Here is a 23,672-nt window from a genome sequence, read left to right on the forward strand (position 1 = left end):
GGGGGGGGGGGGGGGGGGGCGGGGGGGGGGGGGGGGGGGGGGGGGGGGGGGGGGGGGGGGGGGGGGCGCCCCCCCCCAGCGCGGTGCCCCAACTTCCCGCACCCAGGACGGCGACGCGCAAGCGCGGCTCAGTGGGATTGTTCATCGGGGCGCGGCGTGCTTATTGGCGGGTGGCGCTGGGGGGCAGGATGATGCCCGAGTCGCTACCGGCGCCATTGCCGTTGGCGGCGCCTTGCTGCTGTTGCAGCTCGGCCAGGCGTTGCTCGTACAGGGCCTGGAAGTTCACTTCCGTCAGGTGCAGCGGCGGCATCGAGGTGCGGGTGATCGCGTCGGCGATGTTGGCGCGCAGGTACGGGTACAGCATCGTCGGGCAGACAATGCCCAGCAGCGGATCCAGCTGCTCTTCCGGGATGTTGGCGGCTTCGAAGATGCCGGCTTGCGTGCCTTCGACCAGGTACACGACCTTGTCGTTGATGCGGGTGGTGACGGTGACGGTGACCGTGGTCTCGAACACGGTTTCGGCCAGACGCTGGCCGCCCACGGTGATGCTCACTTCAACCTGGGGCGCTTCTTGCTCCAGGAAGACGTGGGGCGCGTTCGGCATTTCCAGCGAAAGGTCTTTCAGGTAGACGCGTTGCAGATTGAACGAGGGCGCGTCGTTGCCGCCTTCTTGCTGGGTGTTTTGGTCTTGATCAGCCATGAGTGTTTCCGTTGGTGGGAGGGGGCAAAAATGAGGCGATTAGCCGTTGAGCAAGGGGGCAAGGCCACCCGAGCGGTCCAGGGCCATCAAGTCGTCGCAACCGCCGACATGGGTATCGCCGATGAAGATCTGCGGCACGGTGCGCCGGCCGGTACGTTCGATCATGACATCGCGCTGGGACGGGTCCCGGTCGATCTGGATGATCTCCAGGTCGGTCACGCCGCGTTGCTCGAGCAGCGCCTTGGCGCGCGCGCAATAAGGACAATAGTCCTTGCTGTACATGACAACTTTATTCATAGGCGCTCCTGCGATTCGGTAGGGAAAGGGAAGGGGACGGGCGCCCCGGTTCAACCCTTCTGGGTGACCGGCAGGCTGGCGGTCGACCAGGCGCGCATGCCGCCATCCAGCGGCACCACGTCGGCGAAGCCTTGCGCACGCAGCTTGGCGGCGGCGCGGGCGGAATCACGGCCATTGTCGCAAACCACGACCAGCGGCTTGTTCTTGGGCAGCGAGGCGGCCTTCTGTTCGATGTCGGCGGCCGGCACGTTGCGGGCCTGAGCGATGTGGCCGGCCTGGAATTGCTCGGCGGGGCGCACGTCGACCCAGACGGCGTTGCGCTGGTTGACCATCTGGATGGCTTCGCCGGTGCTGACGGCCGAGCCGGTACGTCCCTTGCGCAGGGCCGGAATGGCCAGCATCACGCCGGAGATGACGGCGACGGCGACGATGAAGACGTTGTTTTTATCGAGCAAGAATTGCAGAAGATCCACGGGGCATCCTGAAGTACGGCGACAAGCCTGGTAGGGGCGAACCCTTGGCCTTCCCTTAGGTGCCGCGCCAGGGAAATGGACGGGTGCGCCGGGGCAAAATCAAGGGCAAAATCACTCAATTATAAAATGAGCGCATTCTTTAACCATCCCTTAACTTTAACCCGCGCGGAAAGCGTGCCAAACCATGCATAAACTTGTTCTGATGCGCCACGGCGAAAGCCAGTGGAATCTGGAAAACCGCTTCACCGGCTGGACGGACGTCGACCTGACCGAAACCGGCCGTGAACAGGCCCGCAAGGCCGGTGAATTGCTGAAGAAAGAGGGTTACACCTTCGATCTGGCCTATTCGTCGCTGCTCAAGCGCGCCATCCGCACCCTGTGGATCGCGCTGGACGCCATGGACGCCATGTACACCCCGGTGGGCGTGAACTGGCGCCTGAACGAACGCCACTACGGCGCCCTGCAGGGCTTGAACAAGGCTGAAACCGCCGCCCAGTACGGCGACGAGCAGGTGCTGATCTGGCGCCGCGCTTACGCCATCGCCCCGGAACCGCTGTCGCTGGACGACAAGCGCCATCCGCGTTTCGACAGCCGCTACGCCAAGATCCCGGCCGACCAGCTGCCGGCCACCGAGTGCCTGAAAGACACCGTGGAACGCGTGCTGCCGTTCTGGAACGATTCCATCGCCCCGGCCATCCGCGCCGGCCGCAAGGTTCTGGTCGCCGCCCACGGCAACAGCTTGCGCGCCCTGATCAAGCACCTGGACAATGTGTCCGATGACGACATCGTCAACCTGAACATTCCTACCGGCCAGCCGCTGGTCTACGAATTGGATGATGACCTGCGTCCGATCCGCCACTATTATCTGGGCGATGCCGCCGAGATCGAGGCGGCCATGGCAGCGGTAGCCGCCCAGGGTAAGGCTAAGAAGGACTGATATTTCTATGCGTCGCACGGCAGGGGTGTTGTTGGCGGTCATGTTGACCGGTGGGGTGCTATCGGCTCGCGCTGCGCCCAACGACCTTGCCGGACGCCAGTCCGACGCCGAACGTCAGCAGGCCGCCTTGCGGGACCGCATCGAAAACCTGCAAAAGGATATCGACGGCCGCGAGGCTGCCCGAAAGGAAGCGGCCGACGCGCTCAAGCAGTCGGAATCCTCCATTTCCAAGATCAACCTGCGCTTGCGGGAGCTGGCCGAGGCCAACCGCCAGGCGCAGGCCGACCTGACCGGCCTGGAAAAGCAGATCGGCGCGCAAGAGGTGGTGCTGGCAAAGCGCCGCGCGGAGCTCGCCGACCAGTTGCGCACCCAGTACACCAGCGGCTTGTCGCCCTGGACGGCGCTGCTGTCCGGCGACGATCCTCAGGTGCTGGGCCGCAATCTGGGCTATCTGGACTACGTGTCCCAGGCCCGTGCCAACGCCGTGCAGGCGCTACGGGCCGACATTGAACGCCTGGCGGCGCTGCAGACCCGCGCCGACGCGCGTCGCAGCGAGATTGAAAAAGTCGTGGCCGAAACGTCCGAGCAGAAGACCGCGCTCGTCGGCCAGCAGAAGGAACGCGCTACGCTGCTGGCGCAGCTGGAAGGGCAGATCGCCGCCCAGCGCGCCGAAGCCAACAAGCTAGGCCGGGACGACCAGCGCCTGTCGCGCCTGATTACCGACCTGGACGCGGCGATCGCCAAGCAGATCGAAGAGGCGCGTAAAGCCGAAGAGGCGCGCAAGAAAGCCGAGGAAGCCCGCCGGGTGGAAGAAGCCCGGCGCGCCGCCGAAGAGGCCAAAAAGCGCGCCGAGGCGCAACGCCGCGCGGACGACGCCCGCAAGAAGGCCGAGGCGGACCGCAAGCTGGCGGCCGACGACGCCGCCCGGCGTGACCGCGACAGCCGCGATGCGCGCGAAGCCGCCCAGGCCCGCGAACAGGTGGAAGCGGCGTCGCGCCAAAACCGCGGCCCGGTCGCCGTGGCCGACCCGGATGCCGCCGGATTACGTCCGGCTGAACAGCGGCACACCCGCCTGACCGACCCGGCCGACACGCCGGCCCCGGCAAAACCCGCGGATCCCCCCAAAAAGGCGGAACCAGTCGAAGCCGAAACCACTCCAACCCGCAGTGCATCGGCCCAGCAGGCCTCCCGTGCCACCCCGCTTGGCGGCGGCAACGGCTTGAAGCATGGCCTGGCCATGCCGGTGCGCGGGCAGGTGCAGGGCCGTTTCGGGGTAGACCGCCCGGATGGCGGCGTCTGGCGGGGCGTGGTGCTGCGCGCGCCGGAAGGCACCCCCGTCAAGGTGGTGGCGCCAGGCACGGTCGTTTACGCGGAATGGCTGCGCGGCTTCGGCAACCTCATCATTGTGGATCATGGCCAGCAATACCTGACCGTCTATGCTTACAACCAAAGTCTGCTCAAGCGAGTGGGAGATTCGGTGACAGGTGGCGATACTATTGCTACGGTAGGGGCAACCGGCGGCCAAGTGGAATCCGGCCTATACTTTGAAATTCGCCATCGTGGCGCTCCTGTGGATCCGGCCCAGTGGCTGGCCCAGTAAGGGGCATTGGCAAAATTGTCGTTGGTAAAAAACCGTTGGTGAATTACCAAACCCCATCGGCGAAAACAAAATTCGGGAAGTGTGCATGGGCACTCGTAAGTTTCGCGGTTTCGGTCTGATTGCCATCGGCGCGGTGGCTGGCGTATTGCTTAGTGTTGGCGTGACAGCCGTCGCCCAGCGCGGCAGTCCCTTGCCCCTGGACGAGCTCAGGCAACTGACCAGTGTTTTCGCGGCCATCAAGAACAACTATGTCGAAGCGGTCGACGACAAGACCCTGATCGACAATGCCATTTCGGGCATGGTCTCCAACCTGGATCCGCATTCCGCCTATCTGGATGCCGACGCCTTCCGCGAAATGCAGACGGCCACGCAAGGCGAGTTCGGCGGCCTGGGCATCGAGGTCGGCGCGGAAGACGGCTTCGTGAAGGTGATCTCGCCGATCGAAGGCACGCCCGCCGCGCGCGCTGGCGTCATGGCCGGCGACCTCATCATCAAGATCGACGACACGCCCACCAAGGGCATGACGCTGAACGACGCGGTCAAGCTCATGCGCGGCGCACCCAAGTCGCCGATCACGCTGACCATCATGCGCGCCGACCGTCCCCAGCCCATCGTGCTGAAGATCGTCCGCGACATCATCAAGGTGCGCAGCGTGCGCAGCAAGATGCTGGACAACGGCGTGGGCTACATCCGCGTCGCGCAGTTCCAGGAAAAAACCGGTTCGGACCTTGCCAAGGAACTGAAGGAATTGGGCGCCAAAGAGCCGCTCAAGGGCCTGGTTCTGGATCTGCGCAATGACCCGGGCGGCCTGTTGACCAGCGCCATCGGCGTGTCCGGCGCCTTCCTGCCGGCCGACGCCCTGGTGGTGTCCACCGACGGCCGCACGCCCGATGCTCGCCACAAGTACCTGGCCACGCCGTCGGAATACGCCCGCGGTGAAAGCAACTACCTGGCGGGCCTGCCGGCCTGGACCAAGACGGTGCCGATGGTGGTGCTGGTGAACGTCGGTTCGGCCTCGGCTTCCGAGATCGTGGCCGGCGCGCTGCAGGACCACAAGCGCGCCAAGGTGCTGGGCAACCGCACGTTCGGCAAGGGCTCGGTGCAGGTCATCCTGCCGCTGTCGGAAAGCACCGCGGTCAAGCTGACCACGTCGCGCTACTTCACCCCCAACGGCCGTTCCATCCAGGCCACGGGCATCGAACCGGACTACGTCGTTGCCGATACGGCCGACGGCGACCTGTTCCGCCTGCCGCGCGAAGCCGACCTGCAACGCCACCTGTCCAACCCGGGCACGTCGAACGAAGTGAAGTCCAATTCTGACCAGGACAACGTCGACGTTCCGACCAAGGTGTTCGAATTCGGCGGCAAGGACGACTTCCAGCTGCAGCAAGCGCTGAACGTGCTGGCCGGCAAGCCGGTGCAAAAGGGTTCGGCCCGCGCGCAAGCCAAGGCTGACGCCAAGGCCGGCGGCGGCACGCCCACGCGCATGAAGATCACGCCGACCGGAGTCGAGCCCAGCAAGGACAAATGAACGACGAGCAACTGCTGCGCTACGCCCGCCACATCCTGCTCGACGAGCTTGGAATCGAAGGGCAGGAAAAACTGCTGGCGGCGCGTGTGCTCATCGTGGGGGCGGGTGGACTGGGTTCACCCGCTGCGCTCTACCTGGCCACCGCCGGCGTGGGCGACATCACCCTGGCTGACGACGACGTAGTCGAGCTCAGCAACCTGCAACGCCAGATCCTGCACACCACCGCCAGCGTCGGCCGCCCCAAGGCCGAGTCCGGGCGCGACATGCTGGCAGCGTTCAACCCGCAAGCGCAGGTCCATGCCCGCGTCGAGCGCCTGAAAGACCAGGCGCTGTCCGACGCCGTCGCCGCAGCCGACCTGGTGCTGGACTGCACCGACAACTTCACCACCCGCCACGCCATCAATCGCGCCTGTGTGCAGCATCGCAAGCCGCTGGTGTCCGGCGCGGCGATCCGCTTTGACGGGCAGGTCAGCGTCTATGACCTGCGCGACGACAACTCGCCCTGTTACCACTGCCTGTTCCCGGAAGCCGACGACGTCGAGGAAGCCAACTGCGCCACGATGGGTGTGTTCGCGCCGGTGGTCGGCATCATCGGCAGCATGCAGGCGGCCGAAGCGCTCAAGCTGTTGTCCGGCGTGGGCGAAAGCCTGTCCGGGCGCCTGCTGTGGCTGGACGTGCGCACCATGCAATGGCGCAGCGTCAACGTCCAGCGCGACCCGGAATGCGCGGTCTGCGGCCATCGCGGGCACTGACCCAGCCGTCTCACGCCAAGCGAAAATTCGTCTCACGCCGTGGCCTTATTGCCCTCGGGGACAATATTAAAGGCTTGAAATACCTGCTATAACGCCAGCCAGCCTACTTAATTCTGGTGATGGCGATGGACGTGACGGTGTGGAAACAGGACTGAAGTTCAGCTTGCCCCGGTGGCGCCTGACGCGGTGGTTGACGCACGCCGGGCAAGACACGCCTCCCGATATCCGCGCGGCGCTGATCGCCAGCCTGTTCGGCACGCTTCCCATCTTTGCCGGCGGGGTCATCAATACCCTGATGATTTCCGGCGTGGTCACCTGGCGTCGCCCTGAACCCCTGTACATCTCGTGGCTGGTACTCGAGCTGGTGCTGGCCATCATCCGGGTCACGATCCTGCGGTCCGCCTTGCGCGCCGCGCCCAAAGGCGGCAACACCCATACCGATCTCTACATCCTGCTGGCGCTGCTGTGGGCGTTCAGCGTGGGCTACGGCGTGTTCATCACCTTCCTCAATGGGGATTGGCTGGCCGCCACGCTGGCGGGCGTGTCCTGCGGCGCGATGGCCGGCGGCATCTGCTTTCGTAACTACGGCGCGCCCCGGCTGGTCGGCGCCATGATCTTCCTGAGCCTGGGGCCCATGTGCCTGGGCGCCTTGTTCACGGGCGAATACGTCACGGCCATCGTCTTCATCCAGATCCCGTTCTATCTGGTCAGCATGAGCATCGCCTCGCATCGCTTGAACCGCATCCTGGTGTCCACCATGCTGGCCGAGCGCGACAGCGAGCGCCGCGCCAGCGAAGACGCGCTGACGGGCCTGGCCAACCGCAGCGGCCTGCAGGTGGCGTTGGAGCGGGTGTGCGCCAGTGCGCGCGGGCACGACAGCCACGCCGCGCTGCTGTACATGGACATGGACGATTTCAAGCGGATCAACGACACCTATGGCCATGCCGCGGGTGACCAGGTGCTGACCACCATCGCCCAGCGCATGCGCGGCATGCTGCGGGTGGATGACGTGGCGGCCCGGATCGGGGGCGACGAATTCATCGTGCTGGTGACCGGCATCGACGCCACGGCGGCGCTGCGCTTGGGTGAACACTTGCTGCGCGACGCCTCCCAGCCGATTGCGCTGGCGGACGGCACGCGGGTCAGCGTGGGCCTGTCGATCGGTATTTCGATCATTTCGGCGGCCAATCGCAGCCCGCAGGCCGCCCTGGATTCGGCGGACGCCGCCTTGTACCGCGCCAAGGCGCGGGGCGGCCGCTGCTGCGAGATCGTCGGGGGCGCCGAAGTCGAAGACGCCACGCTTTCCAGCGGCAACGGAGAGCCTGCCACGGCTTGATAGGCGCGGCCGGGCAGGTCATCAGTGGCTTTTTTGGCCTAAAGTTATCAGATAACCTGAAAAGTAGCCCTATAATCGATCCATGCTGACCAAGACCCTGACCCTGACCGAACAGGTCGCCCGCCAGATCGCGACAGACATCGCCGACGGCGTGCATCCCGTGGGCGCCAAATTGCCGCCTGGTCGTATCCTGGCCGAGCAGTACGGCGTCAGCGCCGCCGTGATCCGCGAAGCGACCGAACGCCTGCGCGCCCAAGGGATGATCCAAAGCCGCCAGGGTTCCGGCAGCACGGTGGTGTCGCGCACGGGCGCCCAGGGCTTCCAGGTGTCCAGCGGCATCGGCGTGGACCGCGCCCAGCTGGCCAACGTCTACGAATTGCGGATGGAACTGGAGGGCGGCGCGGCCGCGTTGGCGGCCCTGCGCCGTAACGCCACCGATCTTGCCGCCATGGCCGAGGCGCTGGCCGCCCTGGAGGCCCATCTTGAACATCCCGAACAAGGGGTGGAACACGACGTGGCGTTCCACCTGGCCATTGCCGCGGCGACGCACAACAGCACTTATCAAGAACTGCTGCAGTACCTGAACCTGCAACTGCGGCTGGCGGTACGCACTGCGCGGTCCAACAGCCGTTTGCAGGACGGCCTGACCGCGACCGTGCATCAGGAGCACGTCGCCGTCTTCGAGGCCATCCGCGCCGGCAATCCCGAACAGGCCCGCCAGGCGGCGGTCTTCCATTTGCAGCAGGCGGCCAGCCGCCTGCAACTCGATCCCCTCTTTTCCGCGGCAACGCAGACACCATGAGCGCATCCGATTTCACTCAACGCCTGACCCAGGCCCTGGGCCCTGACACCGTCTACACCGCCGACGCGGACATCGCGCCCTGGCTGTCCGACTGGCGCGGCCTGTACAACGGCCACGCCCAGGCAGTCGTGCGTCCGCGCACCACCGCCGACGTTGCCGCCTGCCTGGCCTTGTGCCAGCAAGAGGGCGTGCCGGTGGTGCCGCGCGGCGGCAATACCGGCCTGTGCGGTGGCGCCACGCCGGATGGCAGCGCGAAAAACGTGGTGCTTAGCCTGGACCGCATGAACGCCGTGCGTTCCATCGACACGGTAGCCAACACGATGGTGGCTGAAGCCGGCGCCATCCTGGGCAACCTGCGCCGCGCGGCGCAGGACGCCGGACGCCTGCTGCCGTTGAGCCTGGCGGCGGAAGACTCCAGCCAGATCGGCGGCAACGTCGCCACCAACGCCGGCGGCGTGAACGTGGTGCGCTACGGCATGGCGCGCGAACTGGTGCTGGGCCTGGAGGCGGTGTTGCCCACGGGCGAGATCTTCAACGGCCTGCGTACGCTGCGCAAAGACAACACCGGCTACGACCTGAAGCAGTTGCTGATCGGCTCCGAAGGCACGCTGGGCGTGATCACGGCAGTGGCGTTGCGCCTGTTTCCGCGTACCGATGTGCGTTCGGTGGTGCTGACGGCGGTGGAGTCGCCCGCGCAGGCGCTGCAGTTGTTCGAGATCCTGTTCGAACAATGCGGCGCGCGGCTGCAGGCGTTCGAATACTTTTCGGGCGACTGCCTGGACCTGGTGCTGACGCATGCGGAAGGCGTGCAAGAGCCGTTCGATCAGCGCTACCCGGCCTATGTGCTGGTGGAGCTGGCTGATACGGCGGACGAGGCGGGCCTGACGACGCTGCTGGAAAACGTGATCGGCACGGCGCTGGAACGCGGCCTGTGCCTGGATGCTGCGGTGTCGGCGTCGTTGTCGCAACTGCAAACGCTGTGGAAGTTGCGCGAAGAAATCTCGGAAGCCCAACGCGCCGACGGCCCGCACTTGAAGCACGACGTGTCGCTGCCGATCGAGCGCATCCCGGATTTCATGGTGTCGGCAGAAGCGCGCGTGCGCGCGCTGTACCCGGATATCCGCCCGTTCATCTTCGGCCACTTCGGCGACGGCAACTTGCACTACAACCTGTCACGCCCGGCAGGCGCCGATCGCGACTGGGTGGCGGTGAATGGCGCGGCGATCACGGATGCGGTTCTTGATGAAGTGAATCGCTATGGCGGCAGCATTTCCGCGGAACACGGGATCGGGCAGCTGAAGCGGGAACATTTCCTACATAGCAAAGATGCCGTGGAGTTACGGTTGATGCGTGAGATCAAGAAGGTGATGGATCCGGCGGGGATCATGAATCCGGGGAAGTTGCTGTAGGGGTGTTGTCGGTTGCTGCTTGGGGGTTCGTCGCGTTGTCGTGGCTTCGTGGGACGCTCGTCGTCGGGGTCGGGTGGGTGGCGCGCGCCCGCGATTGCGGTCCGGAGCCTTCGCTCCGGACGGCCCCGTCGTCATCTTCGTCCAGGCCTGCGGCCTTCCCTTCAGATTCCCTCGGGCGCATCAAGGTTGCGCGCCACCCACCCGACCCCGGCGACGAGCTGCGCCGTCTGAGTTCGATGCGCTGCTGGAGCGCTGTTTACTGACGAGATTTTCGGGGCCCGCCGAATGCGTCCGCGCGGGCGGCCGCATTCGGCATACGCGTCGTTGATGCGTCGGGGTGGTAGTCGCTTGCGCGCGGGGGGCGAGTGGTTTTCTATTGGCCCCGCGGTGGGGGGGGTGGAGCGACGGGTGGCGCACGGCGGATAGCTGTTTGCTTGTCCAGACCTGTACGCGCGCAACCCATCGTGTCGGCATGCGTCGATGATGGGTTACGTGCGGCATGCCTTGCGTGTACTTGCGTAAACCGGAACGCACTCCACCCATCCTACAGAGCATGATCCGCATCCTTGCACCCACACGCGAAGCGAAACACGCGACGGCGCAAGACGATGCGTAAGCGCCCGAAGGCCGCCCGCGCGCCACCCGTCTAAATGGGAGGCCGGTGATGGGATCCGGCGATGTGTCGTTCCTCTGACGAATTGCTCGTCAATCGTAGGATGGGTGGAGCGCGGCAAATGCGGCATAAGAATCAGGACGCATGCCGCGCGCAACCCATCGTGTCGGCATGCATCGATGATGGGTTACGTGCGGCATGCCTTGCGTGTACTTGCGTAAACCGGAACGCACTCCACCCATCCTACGGAACATGATTCGCATCCTTGCACTCACACGCGAAGCGGAACACGCGACGACGCAAGACGATGCGTAAGCGCCCGAAGGCCGCTCGCGCGGCCGGCCGGGAGCGGGCACCGCAAGATCTTCCACCACGCCCCGCCGTGGAGAAGAACCTTAAGCACGCCGATCTCCCCAGCCGCCATGAGATTTCGGCTAGTGGAGTCCGGTGTGTTGGGGGTCTGGGGTGCGAGGGGCGTCGATAAGCCCGAGGGAATCTGAAGGAGCTGCCGCAGGCAGTGACGAAGATGACGACGGGGCAGTCCGGAGCGAAGGCTCCGGACCGCAATCGTTGCCCCTCGTACCCCAGACCCCCAACGCGACGGACGCCTAAAGAACTCGACCCCCGCCGCACGCCATCACCAACAAAAACCCTACTGCCGCTGATAAACCTCAGTCCCCTTCTTAACGAACTCCACTGACTTCTCCTGCATTCCCTTCTGCAACGCATCCTTCTCACTGACCCCTTGCGCCGCCGCGTAATCCCGCACGTCCTGCGTGATCTTCATGCTGCAGAAATGCGGTCCGCACATCGAGCAGAAGTGCGCCACCTTCATGGAGTCCTTCGGCAGCGTCTCGTCGTGGAACTCCTTGGCGGTGTCCGGATCCAGGCCCAGGTTGAACTGGTCGTCCCAGCGGAATTCGAAGCGCGCTTTTGACAGGGCGTTGTCGCGGATCGCGGCGCCGGGGTGGCCCTTGGCCAGGTCGGCGGCGTGGGCGGCGATCTTGTACGTGATGATGCCGTCCTTCACGTCCTTCTTGTTCGGCAGGCCCAAGTGCTCCTTCGGCGTCACATAACAGAGCATCGCCGTGCCGTACCAGCCGATCAGCGCGGCGCCGATGCCGGAGGTGATGTGGTCGTACCCGGGGGCGATGTCGGTCGTCAGGGGGCCCAGCGTGTAGAACGGCGCCTCGTGGCAGTGTTCCAGCTGCAGCTCCATGTTTTCCTTGATCATCTGCATCGGCACGTGGCCGGGGCCTTCGATCATCACCTGCACGTCGTGCTTCCAGGCGACCTGCGTCAGTTCGCCCAGCGTCTTCAGTTCGGCGAACTGGGCTTCGTCGTTGGCGTCGTAACCCGAGCCCGGGCGCAGGCCGTCGCCCAGCGAGAAGCTGACGTCGTAGGCCTTCATGATGTCGCAGATGTCTTCGAAGCGCTCGTACAGGAAGCTTTCCTTATGGTGCGCCAGGCACCACTTGGCCATGATCGAGCCGCCGCGCGAGACGATGCCGGTCATGCGGTCGGCCGTCATCGGAATGAACGGCAGGCGCACGCCGGCGTGGATCGTGAAGTAGTCCACGCCCTGTTCGGCCTGTTCGATCAGCGTGTCGCGGAAGATCTCCCACGTCAGGTCCTCGGCCTTGCCATCCACCTTTTCCAGCGCCTGGTATATCGGCACCGTTCCAATCGGCACGGGTGAGTTGCGGATGATCCATTCGCGCGTTTCGTGGATGTGGCGGCCGGTGGACAAGTCCATCACCGTGTCGCCGCCCCAGCGGATGGCCCAGGTCATCTTCTCCACTTCTTCGCCGATGCCGGAGCTGACGGCCGAGTTGCCGATGTTGGCGTTGATCTTCACCAGGAAGTTGCGGCCGATCGCCATGGGCTCGACTTCGGGGTGGTTGATGTTGGCGGGGATGATGGCGCGGCCGCGTGCGATCTCGTCGCGCACGAATTCCGGCGTGATGGCGGCGGGGATGGCGGCACCGAACGATTGGCCGGGGTGCTGGCGCAGCAGGCGCTTAACCATCTTTTCGCCGTCGGGGCCGCTGTCGCGCAGCGTTTGCAGATAGTGCTCGCGGCGCAGGCTTTCGCGGATCGCCACGTATTCCATCTCGGGCGTGACGATACCGCGGCGCGCATAGTGCATCTGCGATACGTTGGCGCCGGATTTGGCGCGGCGCGGCGGGCGCTGCAGGTCGAAGCGCATGGCCGTCAGCTTGGGATCGGTCAGGCGTTCGCGGCCGTAGTCGCTGGTCGGCCCCGACAGCACTTCCGTGTCGCCGCGTTCTTCGATCCAGGCGCGGCGCAGTTCGGGCAGGCCGCGGCGGATGTCGATCTTGACGTCGGGGTCGGTGTAGGGGCCGCTGCAGTCGTAGACCGTCAGTGGCGGGTTCTTTTCCCCGCCGAACATTGTCGGCGTGTCGTCCTGCTCGATCTCGCGAAAAGGGACGCGGATGTCGGGGCGCGAGCCCGTTTCATACACGCGGCGCGATTTGGGCAGCGGTGCGACGGCCGCCGCGTCGACTTCGGCGGTAGCGGCCAGGAATTTGGGATTGGCGTTCATGGAAAGCTCCAAGCGAGTTGTTGGAGCCGATCGGGAATGGACTTCCGCCAGGCGTGCGGGGACACGTGGCGGAAATACGGCTCCCAGCATCGGCATTATCCGTACTGGTACGAAGGGACTCTCTCAACACGTCCTGCCGGAAAGGCGGGACGAGTACCCCTGCGCGAAAGCGAAGTATAGAGCCACTGCGAGGAGGGCTGGTATTACTGCTTTACATTTGGATTCAGTCTGGGGCGACAGTGTCATTCAGGTTCGGTACACTTTTTCAATGAAATGCCCGGCAGGCAGTCGTCTTGTCGGGACCAGCCCACTTAAGAAGGAATCGAGCATGCAACTGACCCTACGCAAATTGGCGCCCGCCCTGGTTGTTGTGACGTTGGCGCTAGCAGGTTGCAAGACCGCCCCGACGAAGTCGTCCGGTGCCGCGGCCACGCCCGAAGCCGGCCAGCAGGCAACGCAGCCGGCCACCGCCTCGTCGGTGGACTTCTACCTGGCGCAGCAGCAGCCCGCGCCGGGCTTGCGCGAAATCGCGCTGCCTGACGGCAAGCTCTACATGCAGCAGACGCCCGTGCTGACGCGCGCTGACCTGACCGACGCCGCCGCGCTGGTGGATCGCCAAGGCCAAAACTTCGTGGGCCTGCGCTTCTCGGAAGCCGGTGCACGCAAGCTGACGGACGTCAGCACCAAGAACGTCGGCAACCGCCTGGCCCTGGTGATCGATCAGGAACTGGTCGCGGCCCCCAGCATCGCTGAACCGCTGAACCGCGGCGTGCTGGCATTTGGCGTGGCATCGGCCCAGGCCGCCTCTGAAATCGCTGCCAAGATCCGTGGCGATGCCGCACCGGCTCCGGCCGCAAACGGTACGGCGCCCGCGCCCAAGCCCTGATCTTCAGGCGGGCCTGCCCCGCTTACGCAAGACATAAAAAAATCCGCATCGAACGATGCGGATTTTTTTTGCCCGTGACAGGCGTAGGTATTCGGGGCAGGGCGATGCGGCGATCAGCCCGGCTTGCGTCCGCGTGGCTTGACGGCGCGGCGGGCGTGCGCGGTTTCGATGAAAGTCAGCGTCAGCGCTTCGAGTTGCACGCGGTCTTCGGGTGACAGCCCGTCGAACAGCGACGGCGCGATATTGGGATAAGGCCAGGGCGCATGCGGACGGCGCCGCTTGGGCAGGCGCGGCATGGTCTCGGCAACGCCGGCCGGCGGAAGCGTATCGGACAGGTCATAGCCTTCCATGGGCAGTTCCATGGGGCCCTTGCCGGTTTCAAGCCATTCCGCTTCGATTTTCAGAATCTGGGCTAGCTTGCGTACGGACCGGCTGGAGTGCCGAAGCCCGCTTTCGTAACTGGCGATTGCACTTTGCGAAATCCGCGCCAGACGCGCGAGCGTCTTCTGCGTGTGGCCACGCAGAAGACGGGCTTGCTTCAATCGGTCTGAAAATGTCTTCACGCATCGATTGAAGCTTGCTCGTCATCCACTTTGGTGGCTATAAGAATCACTAAAGTAATAATTCTAGAGGTATGTGGGCATGCAGGAACGGGGCAATGTGTTCGTCGTGCAACTTGATGAAATGACGAACAATAATTTCGTCGCTGCCTTGCGTGAATTCCAATGGCAGGTCAGCGCGTTCGAATCGCCGGCCGAACTCTTGGAGCGCCTGCAGACGGAGGATGCCGATGCGATGGTGCTGCGTGGCCGGGGCAAACGGATGCCGCAGCTGATTGCCGCGTTGCGTCGTGCGGCGCCGGATGCAGTAGTGGTGTGGCAGGCGCCCGCTGCCACGCCGCGCGAACGTGTCGAGGCCCTGGAGGCCGGCGTGGATGCCTATAGCTCTGTGCGTATGGAAGCGCCCGAGTGGGATGCGTTGCTGCGCAATGTGCGCCGACGGTTGCTGCCGCCGGCGACCGACGGGCCGGCGTGGCGCGTGCTTGGACGCGAACGGATGCTGTCCGGGCCCGCCGGTGAACGGCTGCCGCTTACCGTGACCGAGCGTGCTTTTTTTATCCGCCTGTTGAATGCGCCCGGCCAATGCCTGCGGCGCGAACGGTTCTTTCCAGGCAACCCGCAAGAGGGTGCGCGTAGCGTCGATGTGTTGGTGTCGCGGCTGCGCAGCAAGGCGCGCCGCCTTGATATCGACCTGCCGGTACTCGCCGTTCGCGGGTGGGGCTACATCTTCCTGCAGCACGACCCGGGCACGACGCGGCAGGGTGGCTGGAACCCTGCGCGAAACGCCGTGTATGGAAAGCCCTTAGAGCACGACCAGGTTGTCCCGGTGCATCAGCTCGGGTTCGGTCATGCTGCCCAGGATGCGGGCGATCTGGGATGACGGCTGGCGCAGGATGCGCCGCGTATCCACCGACGAATAGTTGATCAGGCCGCGGGCGCATTCGCGCCCCTGGCTGTCCACGCATGCGACGACGTCGCCGCGGCCGAACTCCCCTTCCACTTCCGTCACGCCGATCGGCAGCAGGCTCTTGCCTTCGCGCAGCAGCGCCTGCACGGCGCCGTCATCCAGCACGACGCGACCGCGCAGCCGCAGGTGGTCGGCCAGCCATTGCTTGCGGGCGGACCACACGGGCAGCACGGCGCGCAATTCGCTGCCGATGCATTCACCCTGGGCCAGGCGCGTCAGCACGTTGCGTTCGCGGCCCGAGGCGATGACGGTGTGCGCGCCGCTGTGGGCCGCGCGTTTGGCCGCCAGCACCTTGGTCAGCATGCCGCCGGTGCCGATGCCGCTGCCGGCGCCGCCGGCCATGGCTTCCAAGGACGGGTCGCCGGCTTGCGCATGCGACATGAACTTGGCTTGGGGGTTCTTGCGGGGATCGGAGTCGTACAGGCCGCGCTGATCGGTCAGGATGATCAGCGTGTCGGCCTCGATCAGGTTGGTGACCAGTGCGCCCAACGTGTCGTTGTCGCCCAGCCGGATCTCGTCCGTGACGACGGTGTCGTTTTCGTTGACGATCGGCACCACGCCCAGGCGCAGCAGCGCGAACAGCGTGCTGCGAGCGTTGAGATAGCGGTGGCGGTCGGCCAGGTCTTCGTGGGTCAGCAGGATCTGCGCGGTGCGCAGGCCGTACTCGGCGAATGCCGCTTCGTAGGCCTGGCACAGGCCCATTTGGCCTACGGCCGCAGCCGCCTGCAGTTCGTGCATGACGGAGGGGCGCTTGCGCCAACCCAGCCGCGCCATGCCTTCCGCGATGGCGCCGCTGGAGACCAGCACGATCTGCTTGCCCTGCTTGTGCAGGGCGGCGATCTGCGCGGCCCAGTGCGCGACGGCGGCGCGGTCCAGGCCTCGGCCTTCGTTGGTGACCAGCGACGAGCCGACTTTGGCGACGAGGCGCTGGGCGTGGGTGACGACGGAAACGGCGGGTGTTTCAGCAGACATGATGGGCGCCGGCTGCGGCGAAAAAAGACGTAATCGTAAGGACTGCGATTATGGCTTATTCGTCGCCGGCGCGCGGCGCGGCGGGCTTGTCGGCATCCGACCGGGTGTCGTCAAAGCGGGGGTCCGGCGCCACGTAGGTGCCCTCAGCCTGGTCGCGCGACACGTATTCCTTTTCGCGCTCGGCGTCCAGGTAGTCTTGCAGCGCGTACAGCAGGTCTTGCGTGCCTTCGCCCGTCAGGCCGGAAATGGCGAACACGGGGCCCTTCCAGTCGTAGAGCTCCAGGAAGCGGCGCTTGGTGTCTTCGGGGTCCGGCACCATGTCCAGCTTGTTCAGAACAAGCCAGCGCGGCTTTTCCGCCAGTTCCGGGTCGTAGCGGCGCAGTTCTTCAACGATGGCGCGCGCGTCGATCACGGCCTGCTCGACGGGGTCGGCGTCCGGATCCGGCGTGGACACGTCCACCAGGTGCAGCAGCACGCGGGTGCGCGCCAGGTGGCGCAGGAACAAGTGGCCCAGGCCCGCGCCTTCGGAGGCGCCTTCGATCAGGCCCGGAATGTCGGCCACGACGAAGCTGCGCGACGGCGAGGTGCGCACGACGCCCAGGTTGGGGTGCAGCGTGGTGAACGGGTAGTCCGCGATCTTCGGCTTCGCATTCGAGATGCGGGTGATCAGCGTGGACTTGCCGGCGTTCGGCAGGCCCAGGAGGCCCACGTCCGCCAGCACCTTCAGTTCCATGCGCAGGTAGCGGTGTTCGCCTTCCTTGCCGGGCGTCCACTGGCGGGGCGCGCGGTTCAGGCTGGACTTGAAATGGATGTTGCCCATGCCGCCCTGGCCGCCGGCGGCCAGCACGACTTTCTGCTCGTGCGTGTCCAGGTCGAACAGGACTTCGCCGGTTTCGGCGTCATGGATGACCGTGCCCACGGGCACGCGCAAGGTGATGTCCGGGGCGGCTGCGCCGTACTGGTCGGAGCCGCGGCCGTTCTCGCCGCCTTTGGCACGGTGCAGGCGCGCGTAGCGGAAGTCGATCAGCGTGTTGATGTTGCGGTCGGCTACCGCATAGATGGTGCCGCCGCGTCCGCCGTCGCCGCCGTCCGGGCCGCCTTTGGGGATGAATTTTTCGCGGCGAAAGCTCGCCACGCCATTGCCGCCTTTGCCGGCGACCACTTCAATGGTGGCTTCGTCTACGAATTTCATGGTGTTTGCGCGTGTAGTGGGTAATGGGGCAGGCGCCCAGGGGGCGCCGCCAGGAGGCATTGGAAAGCTTACTCGCCAATTGCCCTAAAACAAAAAAGCCCCCCACGCTGCACACACTTCGTGTGCTTGCTACCCCCCAAGGGGGCCGCATTTTGTCTTGGGGCGGCCCGGCGACAAAAAAGCCCTGCCGCATGCGACAGGGCTTTTGCCGTTCGGCAACGCGGTAAACCGCGTTGCGCTGACCGTGCTTGTCCGATTACTCGGCAGCGATGATCGAAACGGTCTGCTTGTTCAATGCGCCCTTGAAGCCGAATTGAACCTTGCCGTCGACCAGCGCGAACAGGGTGTGGTCCTTGCCCATGCCGACGTTCACGCCAGCGTGGAAGCGAGTACCGCGCTGACGCACGATGATCGAACCAGCGGGAATCAGTTCACCGCCGAAGGTCTTGACGCCCAGACGCTTTGATTCTGAGTCGCGTCCGTTTCGCGTAGAGCCGCCGCCCTTTTTCTGTGCCATGTTTAGCTCCTGCTAAGTGGTACCGAGTCGCTTCTTAAGCCGTGATGGCTTCGATGCGGATTTCGGTGTAGTTCTGACGGTGGCCCTGACGCTTCTGATAGTGCTTGCGACGGCGCATCTTGAAGATCTTGACCTTGTCGTGGCGGCCTTGCGCAAGAACCGTTGCCTTGACCACAGCGCCGGAGACGAGGGGCGTGCCAACTTTCAGTTGGTCGCCTTCGCCCACGGACAGCACTTGGTCCAGGGTGATTTCTTGCCCAATGTCTGCCGGTATCTGTTCTATCTTGAGTTTTTCGCCAGCGGCAACGCGATACTGCTTGCCACCGGTTTTTACGACCGCGTACATGGGGTGTTCCTTAAATAGGTAAATGGGTCTATCCGCGCGACCCGCCCTGCTGGGTGGGATTGCCGCCCTGGAAAGATCGCTTTCATGTCTTGATGCCAGAACCTGGCAAGAAGGAAAGCGCCTATGTGCTTTCAAGCTTAGTGCTTGGAAAGTACCCAGAGGGTTTACGCGAACAACCGACGTAATTCGGGCATTGCTGACCGAATCCAGGATATTAGCCCGGGACTTTTCAAAAGTCAAAAAGCCGTTGCAGGCTAAGGGCTTAGGTGTGGCGCCCAGGCTTCAAGCCGCGGGAATCACCCGCAACGCGATGTCGCGCGCCACTTGGCGGATGCCTTCCATCACGTCGCGCCGGTGGGCGTCGTCCAGGCGGTCGGTGGGGATCGATGTGCTGACCGCCACCCGCTTGCCCAAAGGCGTGACCCCGATGTAGGCCGCGTAGCAGACCAGGCCCGTCGCCACTTCCTCAAGATCCTGGCCCAGCCCCATCTGGCGCACCAGATCCAGTTCCTGGTAGAGCGCCTCCCGGGTGGCCAACGTGCGGTCGGTGACGCGCGGCAACTCAGCCGGCACACAGGCGGCCAGGGCGTCGGCGTCCAGGTTGGCCAGCAGCGCCTTGCCCAGGGCGCAGGCGTGGGCGGGCAGGCGCATGCCCAGTTCCGACACCAGCCGGACGGGGCGGCGGGCGTCTTCGCGGGCGATATAGACCACGTCGAAGCCGTCCAGCACGGCCAGTTGCACCACCTCGTTGCAGCGGGCGACGAAATCGCTGGCGGCCGCGTGGAAGGCGGCTTGCAGGCCGTCGTGGCGCAGGTAGGCAAAGCCCAGCGCCATCAGTTCGATGCCCACGATATAGCCGCCGTCCTTGCGTTCGATCCAGCGGCGGTGCTCCAGGCAGTCCAGCAGCAGGTACAGCGTGCTTTTGGCCAATTGGCAGGCTTGGGCCAGATCGGCAGCCTTGACCGGAGTGCGGCTGCTGGCGAGCACCCGCAGGATTTCATGCGCACGCCGGATGGCGGGGACGTCATATTCAGTGGCCATTGATCCCTTTTGTCCAATGAGTTGGACTCTTATTCATAATGTTGGACATGATAAATGAATTCCCCTAGACTCGTCGCACATCACTTGAATGCCGCACAGAAGGCATAAAGCGAGGAGACAAATGAACGAAGGAAACACACTGCCTTCCGATCTGCCGCGGGCGCTGCTCGTGGGTCGGGTTTGGCGTCCGGGGCCGGTCAACGGTCCCAGCGTGGTGGTGGTGCGCAACGGCGAGGTCTTCGACATCACCGCTGTGACGCCCACCGTGTCGGATCTGCTGGATCGTCCTGACCGCGTGGTGCTGGCGCGCAGCGCGCAAGGGGAATCGCTGGGCGATGTGCGGGACCTGATGGCCGCCTCCCTGCGGAACAGCGACGGGCCGCGCCTGCTGGCCCCTTGCGATCTGCAGCCGATCAAGGCGGCCGGCGTCACGTTCGCCATCAGCCTGCTGGAACGCATGATCGAGGAAGAAGCCGGCGGCGACGCCAGCCGCGCCGATGAGATCCGGGTGCGGATGCAGGCGCTGATCGGGTCGGACCTGTCGCGGCTGCGGCCCGGTTCCGCAGAGGCGGCCAAGCTGAAGACCGAACTGGTCGAACGTGGCCAGTGGTCGCAGTATCTGGAAGTCGGCATCGGCCCTGATGCCGAAGTCTTCTCGAAGACGCCGGCCATGGCGTCAGTCGGGTTTGGCGCGCAGATCGGCGTGCTGCCCGAATCGCAGTGGAACAACCCCGAACCCGAAATCGTGCTGGCCGTGGACAGCCGCGGCGAGGTCGTGGGTGCCACGTTGGGCAACGACGTCAACCTGCGCGACATCGAAGGCCGCAGCGCCTTGCTGCTGACCAAGGCCAAGGACAACAACGGATCCTGCGCCATCGGCCCCTTCATCCGGCTGTTCGACGGCGACTTCAATATGGATAGCGTGCGCCAGGCCGACGTCTCGCTGCGCATCGAGGGCACGGACGGCTTCGAGCTGGATGGCGTGAGCCACATGCGCGAAATCAGCCGCGACCCGCTGGATCTGGTGCGCCAGGCCTGCGGCGCGCACCACCAGTATCCCGACGGCTTCATGCTGTTCCTGGGCACGATGTTCTCGCCCAGCCAGGATCGCAAGGGCCCGGGCACGGGATTCACGCACAAGCTGGGCGACCGCGTCGTGATTGCCTCCGAGCGCATCGGCGCCTTGGTCAACGAGGTGCAGTTGTCCACCGAGATCGCGCCCTGGACCTTCGGGGTGCGCGCGCTGTACGGCAATCTGGCCGAGCGGGGCCTGTACCCGGAAGGGCCGGCGGCATGAGCGGCGTCCTGTGCGTGGGCGTCGCCGTGTACGACCAGATCTTCGCGCTGGGCCAGTTCCCCGCGCGGCCGACCAAGATTTTCGCCAATGACTTTTCCGCCTGCGTCGGCGGCCCTGCCGCCAACGGGTCCATCACCGTGGCGCGCCAGGGCGGCCGCGCCACCTTGTGGGCGCGGGTGGGCGGCGACATGCAGGGCGACCGCATCGTGGCCGAGCTGTCGGGCAACGGCGTGGACGCCAGCCGCGTGCGCCGCGTGGCGGGCGCGCGGTCGGGCACGTCCGCCGTGGGCGTGACACCCGACGGCGAACGCATGCTGTGGGTGTTTGCCGACCCGGCGCTGGATGCCGATGCCGCCTGGCTGCCGCTCAATGATGTGGCCCGGCACGAGGCCGTGCTGGCGGACGTGCGCTGGCCGGCGGCATCACGCGCCGTGTTGGCGGCGGCCCGCCAGGCCGGCGTGCCGTCGGTGCTGGACGCCGACCTGACGTCCGACCCGCAGGCATTGGCCGACCTGGTGCCGCTGGCCACCCATGTGCTGTTTTCCGAACCGGCGCTGGCCCAGGCCGTGGGCGATCTGCCGGCGGAGCAGGGCCTGCGCGCCGTATTCGGGCGCGGCGGCCATGTGGTCGTTGGCGTGACCCGGGGCGAGCAGGGCTGCGCCTGGGTCGACGCCGAGGGCTATCACGAAGAACCCGGCGTCAAGGTGCGCGTGCTGGACACCCTGGCCGCCGGCGATGTGTTTCACGGCGCGTACGCGCTGGCCCTGGCCCAGGGGCGGGACGCGCGCGAATGCGCCCGCTACGCCAACCTGGTCGCCGCCGCCAAGTGCGCGCGCTGGGGCGGCGGGGCCAGCATTCCCACCGTCGCCGAATTGGAAGCATTTGCCCATCATCACCGCGCCGAAGGCGCATGCAAGGAGTATTCATGAGCGGTTCGTTGTCGGCCGGAAAGTTCCGTGCCCTGCGTCGTCTGGCGGATGCCAACGGCAGATTCAAGATGATGGCGGCGGACCAGCGTCCGCCGATCATCAAGGCCATCAATCAAAAGCTGGGCGCCGACAGCGCCACCTACGAGCGGGTGGGCAGCGTGAAGCGTTCGCTGGTCAAGGCGCTGGGCGGGCAGAGCAGCGCCGTGCTGATCGATCCTGACTACGGCTACAGCCAATCGTTCGATGCGCTGCCGGCCGCGCCCGGCCTGCTATTGACGCTGGAAGACTTCGCCTTCGAAGAATCACCCGAGGGCAGGAAGACTTTCGTCATGCGCGACTGGAGCGTCGAGAAGATCAAACGCGCTGGCGCCGACGGCGTGAAGCTCCTGCTGTGGTACCGGCCGGATGTCTCGGCCGAGGTGCGCGCGCATCAGCACAAGCTGGTGGAGGAAGTGGGCCAGGCGTGCAAGCAATATGACCTGGCGTTCCTGCTGGAACTGCTGGTGTACCCGTTTGCGGGCGCCGCCGACCACACGACCGACTACATCGAGCACAAGGACAAGCGCCCCGAGCTGGTGCTGCAAAGCGTGCGCGACTTTGCCGACCCCAAGTACGGCGTGGATATCTACAAGCTGGAAAGCCCGCTGGCGGCCAACCACCTGCCCGAACCCGAGGCCGGCGGCGACGCGGTCGCCGGTGCGCAGGAATGGTTCAACCGCATGGGGCAACTGATCGACAAGCCCTGGGTGATGTTGTCGGCTGGCGCCGGCATGGAAGAGTTCCGCCGTGTGCTGCATTACGCCTTCAAGGCGGGCGCCAGCGGCTTCCTGGCGGGTCGCGCCATCTGGTGGCAGGCGTTCCTGAATCAGTACCCCGACCTGGCGGCCATGGAGGGCCAGTTGGGCAAGGAGGGCGTGGGCTATATGGAACAGATCAACCGCATGACGGACCAGATGGCCACGCCCTGGCACAACGCGCCGCTGTATGGCGAACAAGGGCCGGCGCTGGAGGCGGGCGGCTTTACGTTCCCGTCCGCGTATCCCGCCATCGCCAAACGCGCCTGATCATCCAGGCCCATCGTACTGAATAACAAGACACGCAAGGAAACAGCAATGATTGATGATCTGAAAGGCCGCCGCATCCTCGTCACCGGCTCCAGCACCGGCATCGGCGCCGCCGTCGCCGTGGGGTACGCCCGCCTGGGCGCGGCCGTGGCCGTGCATTACAACGCCAGCCGTGAACAGGCCGAGGCCGTGGCCGCGCATATCAAGGCCGCAGGCGGCGTCTGCCACCTGGTGGGCGGCGACGTCAGCAAGTCGGCCGAAGCGACCCGCGTGGTCGACGAGGCCGCTGAAAAGCTCGGCGGGCTGGACGTACTGGTTAACAACGCCGGCGCGTTGGTCAAGCGCGTCCCGCTGGACCAGATCGACGACGACACCTATGACGCCGTGCTGGACCTGAACGTACGCTCGGTTGTGATGGCCTCGCAAGCCGCTGCACGCCACATGCGCGAGGCCGGACGCGGCAGCATCATCAACACCAGTTCGGTGGCCGCGCGCAACGGCGGCGGTCCCGGCGCGCTGCTGTACGCGGGCGCCAAGGCCTTTGTCCTGAACGCCACGCGCAACCTTGCCAAGGAATTGGCCGGTTCCAAGATCCGCGTCAACGGGGTGTCGCCCGGCGTGATCTCCACGCCGTTCCATGAGCGCTACTCCACCCCGGAAATCCTGGAGAACATGCGCAAGACGATACCCATGGCCTATATCGGCGAGCCCGAGGAATGCGTGGGCGCCTACGTGTTTTTCGCCTCCGACAAGATGAGCGGCTACATCACCGGCCAGGTGCTGGAAGTCAACGGCGGGCAATTCATGGCGTAGGCGATACCGGCGGGACAGGCGGGGACGCGCTCGATAGACGGCGCGCCCCGCCGGCGTGACCGCGCATGGCGC

The 23,672-nt window shown here is 65.4% G+C and carries 23 protein-coding genes; 13 read left to right on the top strand and 10 right to left on the bottom strand.

The features are described from left to right. Positions 1-160: 160 nt before the first annotated feature. Genes secB through AC27VE_RS25620 form a run of 3 tightly spaced genes read right to left on the bottom strand, consistent with a single transcriptional unit; the run spans position 161 to position 1,470 of the window. Entirely contained in the window at positions 161-700 is a 540-nt protein-coding gene (gene secB / locus AC27VE_RS25610; protein WP_006224675.1) for a protein-export chaperone SecB, read from the bottom strand. 39 nt (positions 701-739) lie between these two features. Continuing rightward, positions 740-997 carry a glutaredoxin 3 gene (gene grxC, locus AC27VE_RS25615; protein ID WP_088588734.1) on the bottom strand — a complete coding sequence of 86 codons (258 nt, stop codon included), beginning with the start codon at positions 995-997 and terminating at the stop codon, positions 740-742. Positions 998-1,047: 50 nt separating this feature from the next. Further along, complete coding sequence (locus tag AC27VE_RS25620) at positions 1,048-1,470, bottom strand: rhodanese-like domain-containing protein (RefSeq protein ID WP_488705350.1); 423 nt, start codon at positions 1,468-1,470, stop codon at positions 1,048-1,050. 184 nt (positions 1,471-1,654) lie between these two features. Between AC27VE_RS25620 and gpmA the strand changes: the two genes are divergently transcribed. The 7 genes from gpmA (at position 1,655) to AC27VE_RS25655 (ending at position 9,837) form a co-directional block, all read left to right on the top strand. Further along, complete coding sequence (gene gpmA, locus AC27VE_RS25625) at positions 1,655-2,407, top strand: 2,3-diphosphoglycerate-dependent phosphoglycerate mutase (RefSeq protein ID WP_006224672.1); 753 nt, start codon at positions 1,655-1,657, stop codon at positions 2,405-2,407. 7 nt (positions 2,408-2,414) lie between these two features. Next, a complete protein-coding gene (locus AC27VE_RS25630) occupies positions 2,415-4,007 on the top strand; it encodes a murein hydrolase activator EnvC family protein (protein WP_488705351.1) in 1,593 nt (530 codons plus the stop codon). 85 nt (positions 4,008-4,092) lie between these two features. After that, positions 4,093-5,538, top strand: a complete 1,446-nt coding sequence (locus AC27VE_RS25635; RefSeq protein ID WP_006224670.1) for a S41 family peptidase — start codon at positions 4,093-4,095, stop codon at positions 5,536-5,538. Further along, entirely contained in the window at positions 5,535-6,290 is a 756-nt protein-coding gene (locus tag AC27VE_RS25640) for a HesA/MoeB/ThiF family protein (protein WP_488705352.1), read from the top strand. Before AC27VE_RS25635 ends, AC27VE_RS25640 begins: the two co-directional genes overlap by 4 nt. A 139-nt stretch (positions 6,291-6,429) precedes the next feature. Next, positions 6,430-7,626, top strand: coding sequence for a GGDEF domain-containing protein (locus AC27VE_RS25645; RefSeq protein ID WP_488705353.1), 1,197 nt, complete (start codon positions 6,430-6,432; stop codon positions 7,624-7,626). A gap of 82 nt (positions 7,627-7,708) precedes the next feature. Beyond that, positions 7,709-8,428: a FadR/GntR family transcriptional regulator gene (locus tag AC27VE_RS25650; RefSeq protein WP_488705354.1), complete on the top strand. Its 720-nt coding sequence runs from the start codon at positions 7,709-7,711 to the stop codon at positions 8,426-8,428. Then, entirely contained in the window at positions 8,425-9,837 is a 1,413-nt protein-coding gene (locus AC27VE_RS25655; protein ID WP_427958425.1) for an FAD-binding oxidoreductase, read from the top strand. The genes AC27VE_RS25650 and AC27VE_RS25655 overlap by 4 nt, the downstream gene beginning before the upstream one ends. Before the next feature lie 1,265 nt (positions 9,838-11,102). Here the strand turns inward: AC27VE_RS25655 and thiC are convergent. Then, positions 11,103-13,016, bottom strand: coding sequence for a phosphomethylpyrimidine synthase ThiC (gene thiC, locus AC27VE_RS25660; RefSeq protein ID WP_488705355.1), 1,914 nt, complete (start codon positions 13,014-13,016; stop codon positions 11,103-11,105). A gap of 328 nt (positions 13,017-13,344) precedes the next feature. Between thiC and AC27VE_RS25665 the strand changes: the two genes are divergently transcribed. Beyond that, on the top strand, positions 13,345-13,902 hold the full coding sequence (locus tag AC27VE_RS25665; protein WP_006224664.1) for a SecDF P1 head subdomain-containing protein: 558 nt from the start codon (positions 13,345-13,347) through the stop codon (positions 13,900-13,902). 113 nt (positions 13,903-14,015) lie between these two features. Here AC27VE_RS25665 and AC27VE_RS25670 read toward each other — a convergent pair whose 3' ends face one another. Beyond that, complete coding sequence (locus AC27VE_RS25670; RefSeq protein ID WP_088588739.1) at positions 14,016-14,444, bottom strand: helix-turn-helix domain-containing protein; 429 nt, start codon at positions 14,442-14,444, stop codon at positions 14,016-14,018. A gap of 100 nt (positions 14,445-14,544) precedes the next feature. Here AC27VE_RS25670 and AC27VE_RS25675 point away from each other — a divergent pair, with 100 nt between their 5' ends. Next, entirely contained in the window at positions 14,545-15,342 is a 798-nt protein-coding gene (locus AC27VE_RS25675) for a transcriptional regulator (protein ID WP_488705356.1), read from the top strand. Here the strand turns inward: AC27VE_RS25675 and proB are convergent. The 5 genes from proB to AC27VE_RS25700 form a co-directional block, all read right to left on the bottom strand. Beyond that, positions 15,265-16,401 (bottom strand): glutamate 5-kinase, encoded by a 1,137-nt coding sequence (gene proB, locus AC27VE_RS25680; RefSeq protein ID WP_488705357.1) that lies wholly within the window; start codon positions 16,399-16,401, stop codon positions 15,265-15,267. The genes AC27VE_RS25675 and proB overlap by 78 nt on opposite strands. A gap of 55 nt (positions 16,402-16,456) precedes the next feature. Beyond that, entirely contained in the window at positions 16,457-17,593 is a 1,137-nt protein-coding gene (obgE, locus tag AC27VE_RS25685; RefSeq protein WP_088588741.1) for a GTPase ObgE, read from the bottom strand. Positions 17,594-17,849: 256 nt separating this feature from the next. After that, the gene (gene rpmA / locus AC27VE_RS25690) at positions 17,850-18,110 is read right to left on the bottom strand and encodes a 50S ribosomal protein L27 (protein WP_006224659.1); all 261 of its coding nucleotides are present in this window, start codon (positions 18,108-18,110) and stop codon (positions 17,850-17,852) included. A 34-nt stretch (positions 18,111-18,144) separates the two neighbouring features. Next, a complete protein-coding gene (gene rplU / locus AC27VE_RS25695) occupies positions 18,145-18,456 on the bottom strand; it encodes a 50S ribosomal protein L21 (RefSeq protein WP_006216228.1) in 312 nt (103 codons plus the stop codon). Positions 18,457-18,738: 282 nt separating this feature from the next. Beyond that, positions 18,739-19,497, bottom strand: coding sequence for an IclR family transcriptional regulator (locus tag AC27VE_RS25700; RefSeq protein WP_488705358.1), 759 nt, complete (start codon positions 19,495-19,497; stop codon positions 18,739-18,741). Between the two features lie 121 nt (positions 19,498-19,618). On the opposite strand from AC27VE_RS25700, the gene AC27VE_RS25705 reads away from it, so the two are divergent. Genes AC27VE_RS25705 through AC27VE_RS25720 form a run of 4 tightly spaced genes read left to right on the top strand, consistent with a single transcriptional unit; the run spans position 19,619 to position 23,600 of the window. Then, on the top strand, positions 19,619-20,794 hold the full coding sequence (locus tag AC27VE_RS25705; RefSeq protein ID WP_006224657.1) for a fumarylacetoacetate hydrolase family protein: 1,176 nt from the start codon (positions 19,619-19,621) through the stop codon (positions 20,792-20,794). Further along, positions 20,791-21,723 carry a PfkB family carbohydrate kinase gene (locus tag AC27VE_RS25710; RefSeq protein ID WP_488705359.1) on the top strand — a complete coding sequence of 311 codons (933 nt, stop codon included), beginning with the start codon at positions 20,791-20,793 and terminating at the stop codon, positions 21,721-21,723. Before AC27VE_RS25705 ends, AC27VE_RS25710 begins: the two co-directional genes overlap by 4 nt. Continuing rightward, positions 21,720-22,787, top strand: coding sequence for a tagatose 1,6-diphosphate aldolase (locus tag AC27VE_RS25715; RefSeq protein ID WP_488705360.1), 1,068 nt, complete (start codon positions 21,720-21,722; stop codon positions 22,785-22,787). The genes AC27VE_RS25710 and AC27VE_RS25715 overlap by 4 nt, the downstream gene beginning before the upstream one ends. 48 nt (positions 22,788-22,835) lie before the next feature. Then, on the top strand, positions 22,836-23,600 hold the full coding sequence (locus AC27VE_RS25720; protein ID WP_006224654.1) for an SDR family NAD(P)-dependent oxidoreductase: 765 nt from the start codon (positions 22,836-22,838) through the stop codon (positions 23,598-23,600). The last annotated feature ends 72 nt before the right edge of the window (positions 23,601-23,672 follow it).

The organism is Achromobacter sp. 18P8.1.1 (assembly GCF_057799415.1).

What these genes read in the sequence shown, in the direction of transcription:
- AC27VE_RS25640 (WP_488705352.1), top strand. Translation starts at nt 5,535, where the DNA reads ATGAACGACGAGCAACTGCTGCGCTACGCCCGCCACATCCTGCTCGAC.
- rpmA (WP_006224659.1), bottom strand. Translation starts at nt 18,110, where the DNA reads ATGGCACAGAAAAAGGGCGGCGGCTCTACGCGAAACGGACGCGACTCA.
- AC27VE_RS25630 (WP_488705351.1), top strand. Translation starts at nt 2,415, where the DNA reads ATGCGTCGCACGGCAGGGGTGTTGTTGGCGGTCATGTTGACCGGTGGG.
- AC27VE_RS25655 (WP_427958425.1), top strand. Translation starts at nt 8,425, where the DNA reads ATGAGCGCATCCGATTTCACTCAACGCCTGACCCAGGCCCTGGGCCCT.
- AC27VE_RS25635 (WP_006224670.1), top strand. Translation starts at nt 4,093, where the DNA reads ATGGGCACTCGTAAGTTTCGCGGTTTCGGTCTGATTGCCATCGGCGCG.
- AC27VE_RS25650 (WP_488705354.1), top strand. Translation starts at nt 7,709, where the DNA reads ATGCTGACCAAGACCCTGACCCTGACCGAACAGGTCGCCCGCCAGATC.
- AC27VE_RS25715 (WP_488705360.1), top strand. Translation starts at nt 21,720, where the DNA reads ATGAGCGGTTCGTTGTCGGCCGGAAAGTTCCGTGCCCTGCGTCGTCTG.
- AC27VE_RS25700 (WP_488705358.1), bottom strand. Translation starts at nt 19,497, where the DNA reads ATGGCCACTGAATATGACGTCCCCGCCATCCGGCGTGCGCATGAAATC.
- grxC (WP_088588734.1), bottom strand. Translation starts at nt 997, where the DNA reads ATGAATAAAGTTGTCATGTACAGCAAGGACTATTGTCCTTATTGCGCG.
- rplU (WP_006216228.1), bottom strand. Translation starts at nt 18,456, where the DNA reads ATGTACGCGGTCGTAAAAACCGGTGGCAAGCAGTATCGCGTTGCCGCT.
- AC27VE_RS25720 (WP_006224654.1), top strand. Translation starts at nt 22,836, where the DNA reads ATGATTGATGATCTGAAAGGCCGCCGCATCCTCGTCACCGGCTCCAGC.
- AC27VE_RS25665 (WP_006224664.1), top strand. Translation starts at nt 13,345, where the DNA reads ATGCAACTGACCCTACGCAAATTGGCGCCCGCCCTGGTTGTTGTGACG.
- thiC (WP_488705355.1), bottom strand. Translation starts at nt 13,016, where the DNA reads ATGAACGCCAATCCCAAATTCCTGGCCGCTACCGCCGAAGTCGACGCG.
- secB (WP_006224675.1), bottom strand. Translation starts at nt 700, where the DNA reads ATGGCTGATCAAGACCAAAACACCCAGCAAGAAGGCGGCAACGACGCG.
- obgE (WP_088588741.1), bottom strand. Translation starts at nt 17,593, where the DNA reads ATGAAATTCGTAGACGAAGCCACCATTGAAGTGGTCGCCGGCAAAGGC.
- AC27VE_RS25705 (WP_006224657.1), top strand. Translation starts at nt 19,619, where the DNA reads ATGAACGAAGGAAACACACTGCCTTCCGATCTGCCGCGGGCGCTGCTC.
- AC27VE_RS25710 (WP_488705359.1), top strand. Translation starts at nt 20,791, where the DNA reads ATGAGCGGCGTCCTGTGCGTGGGCGTCGCCGTGTACGACCAGATCTTC.
- gpmA (WP_006224672.1), top strand. Translation starts at nt 1,655, where the DNA reads ATGCATAAACTTGTTCTGATGCGCCACGGCGAAAGCCAGTGGAATCTG.
- proB (WP_488705357.1), bottom strand. Translation starts at nt 16,401, where the DNA reads ATGTCTGCTGAAACACCCGCCGTTTCCGTCGTCACCCACGCCCAGCGC.
- AC27VE_RS25675 (WP_488705356.1), top strand. Translation starts at nt 14,545, where the DNA reads ATGCAGGAACGGGGCAATGTGTTCGTCGTGCAACTTGATGAAATGACG.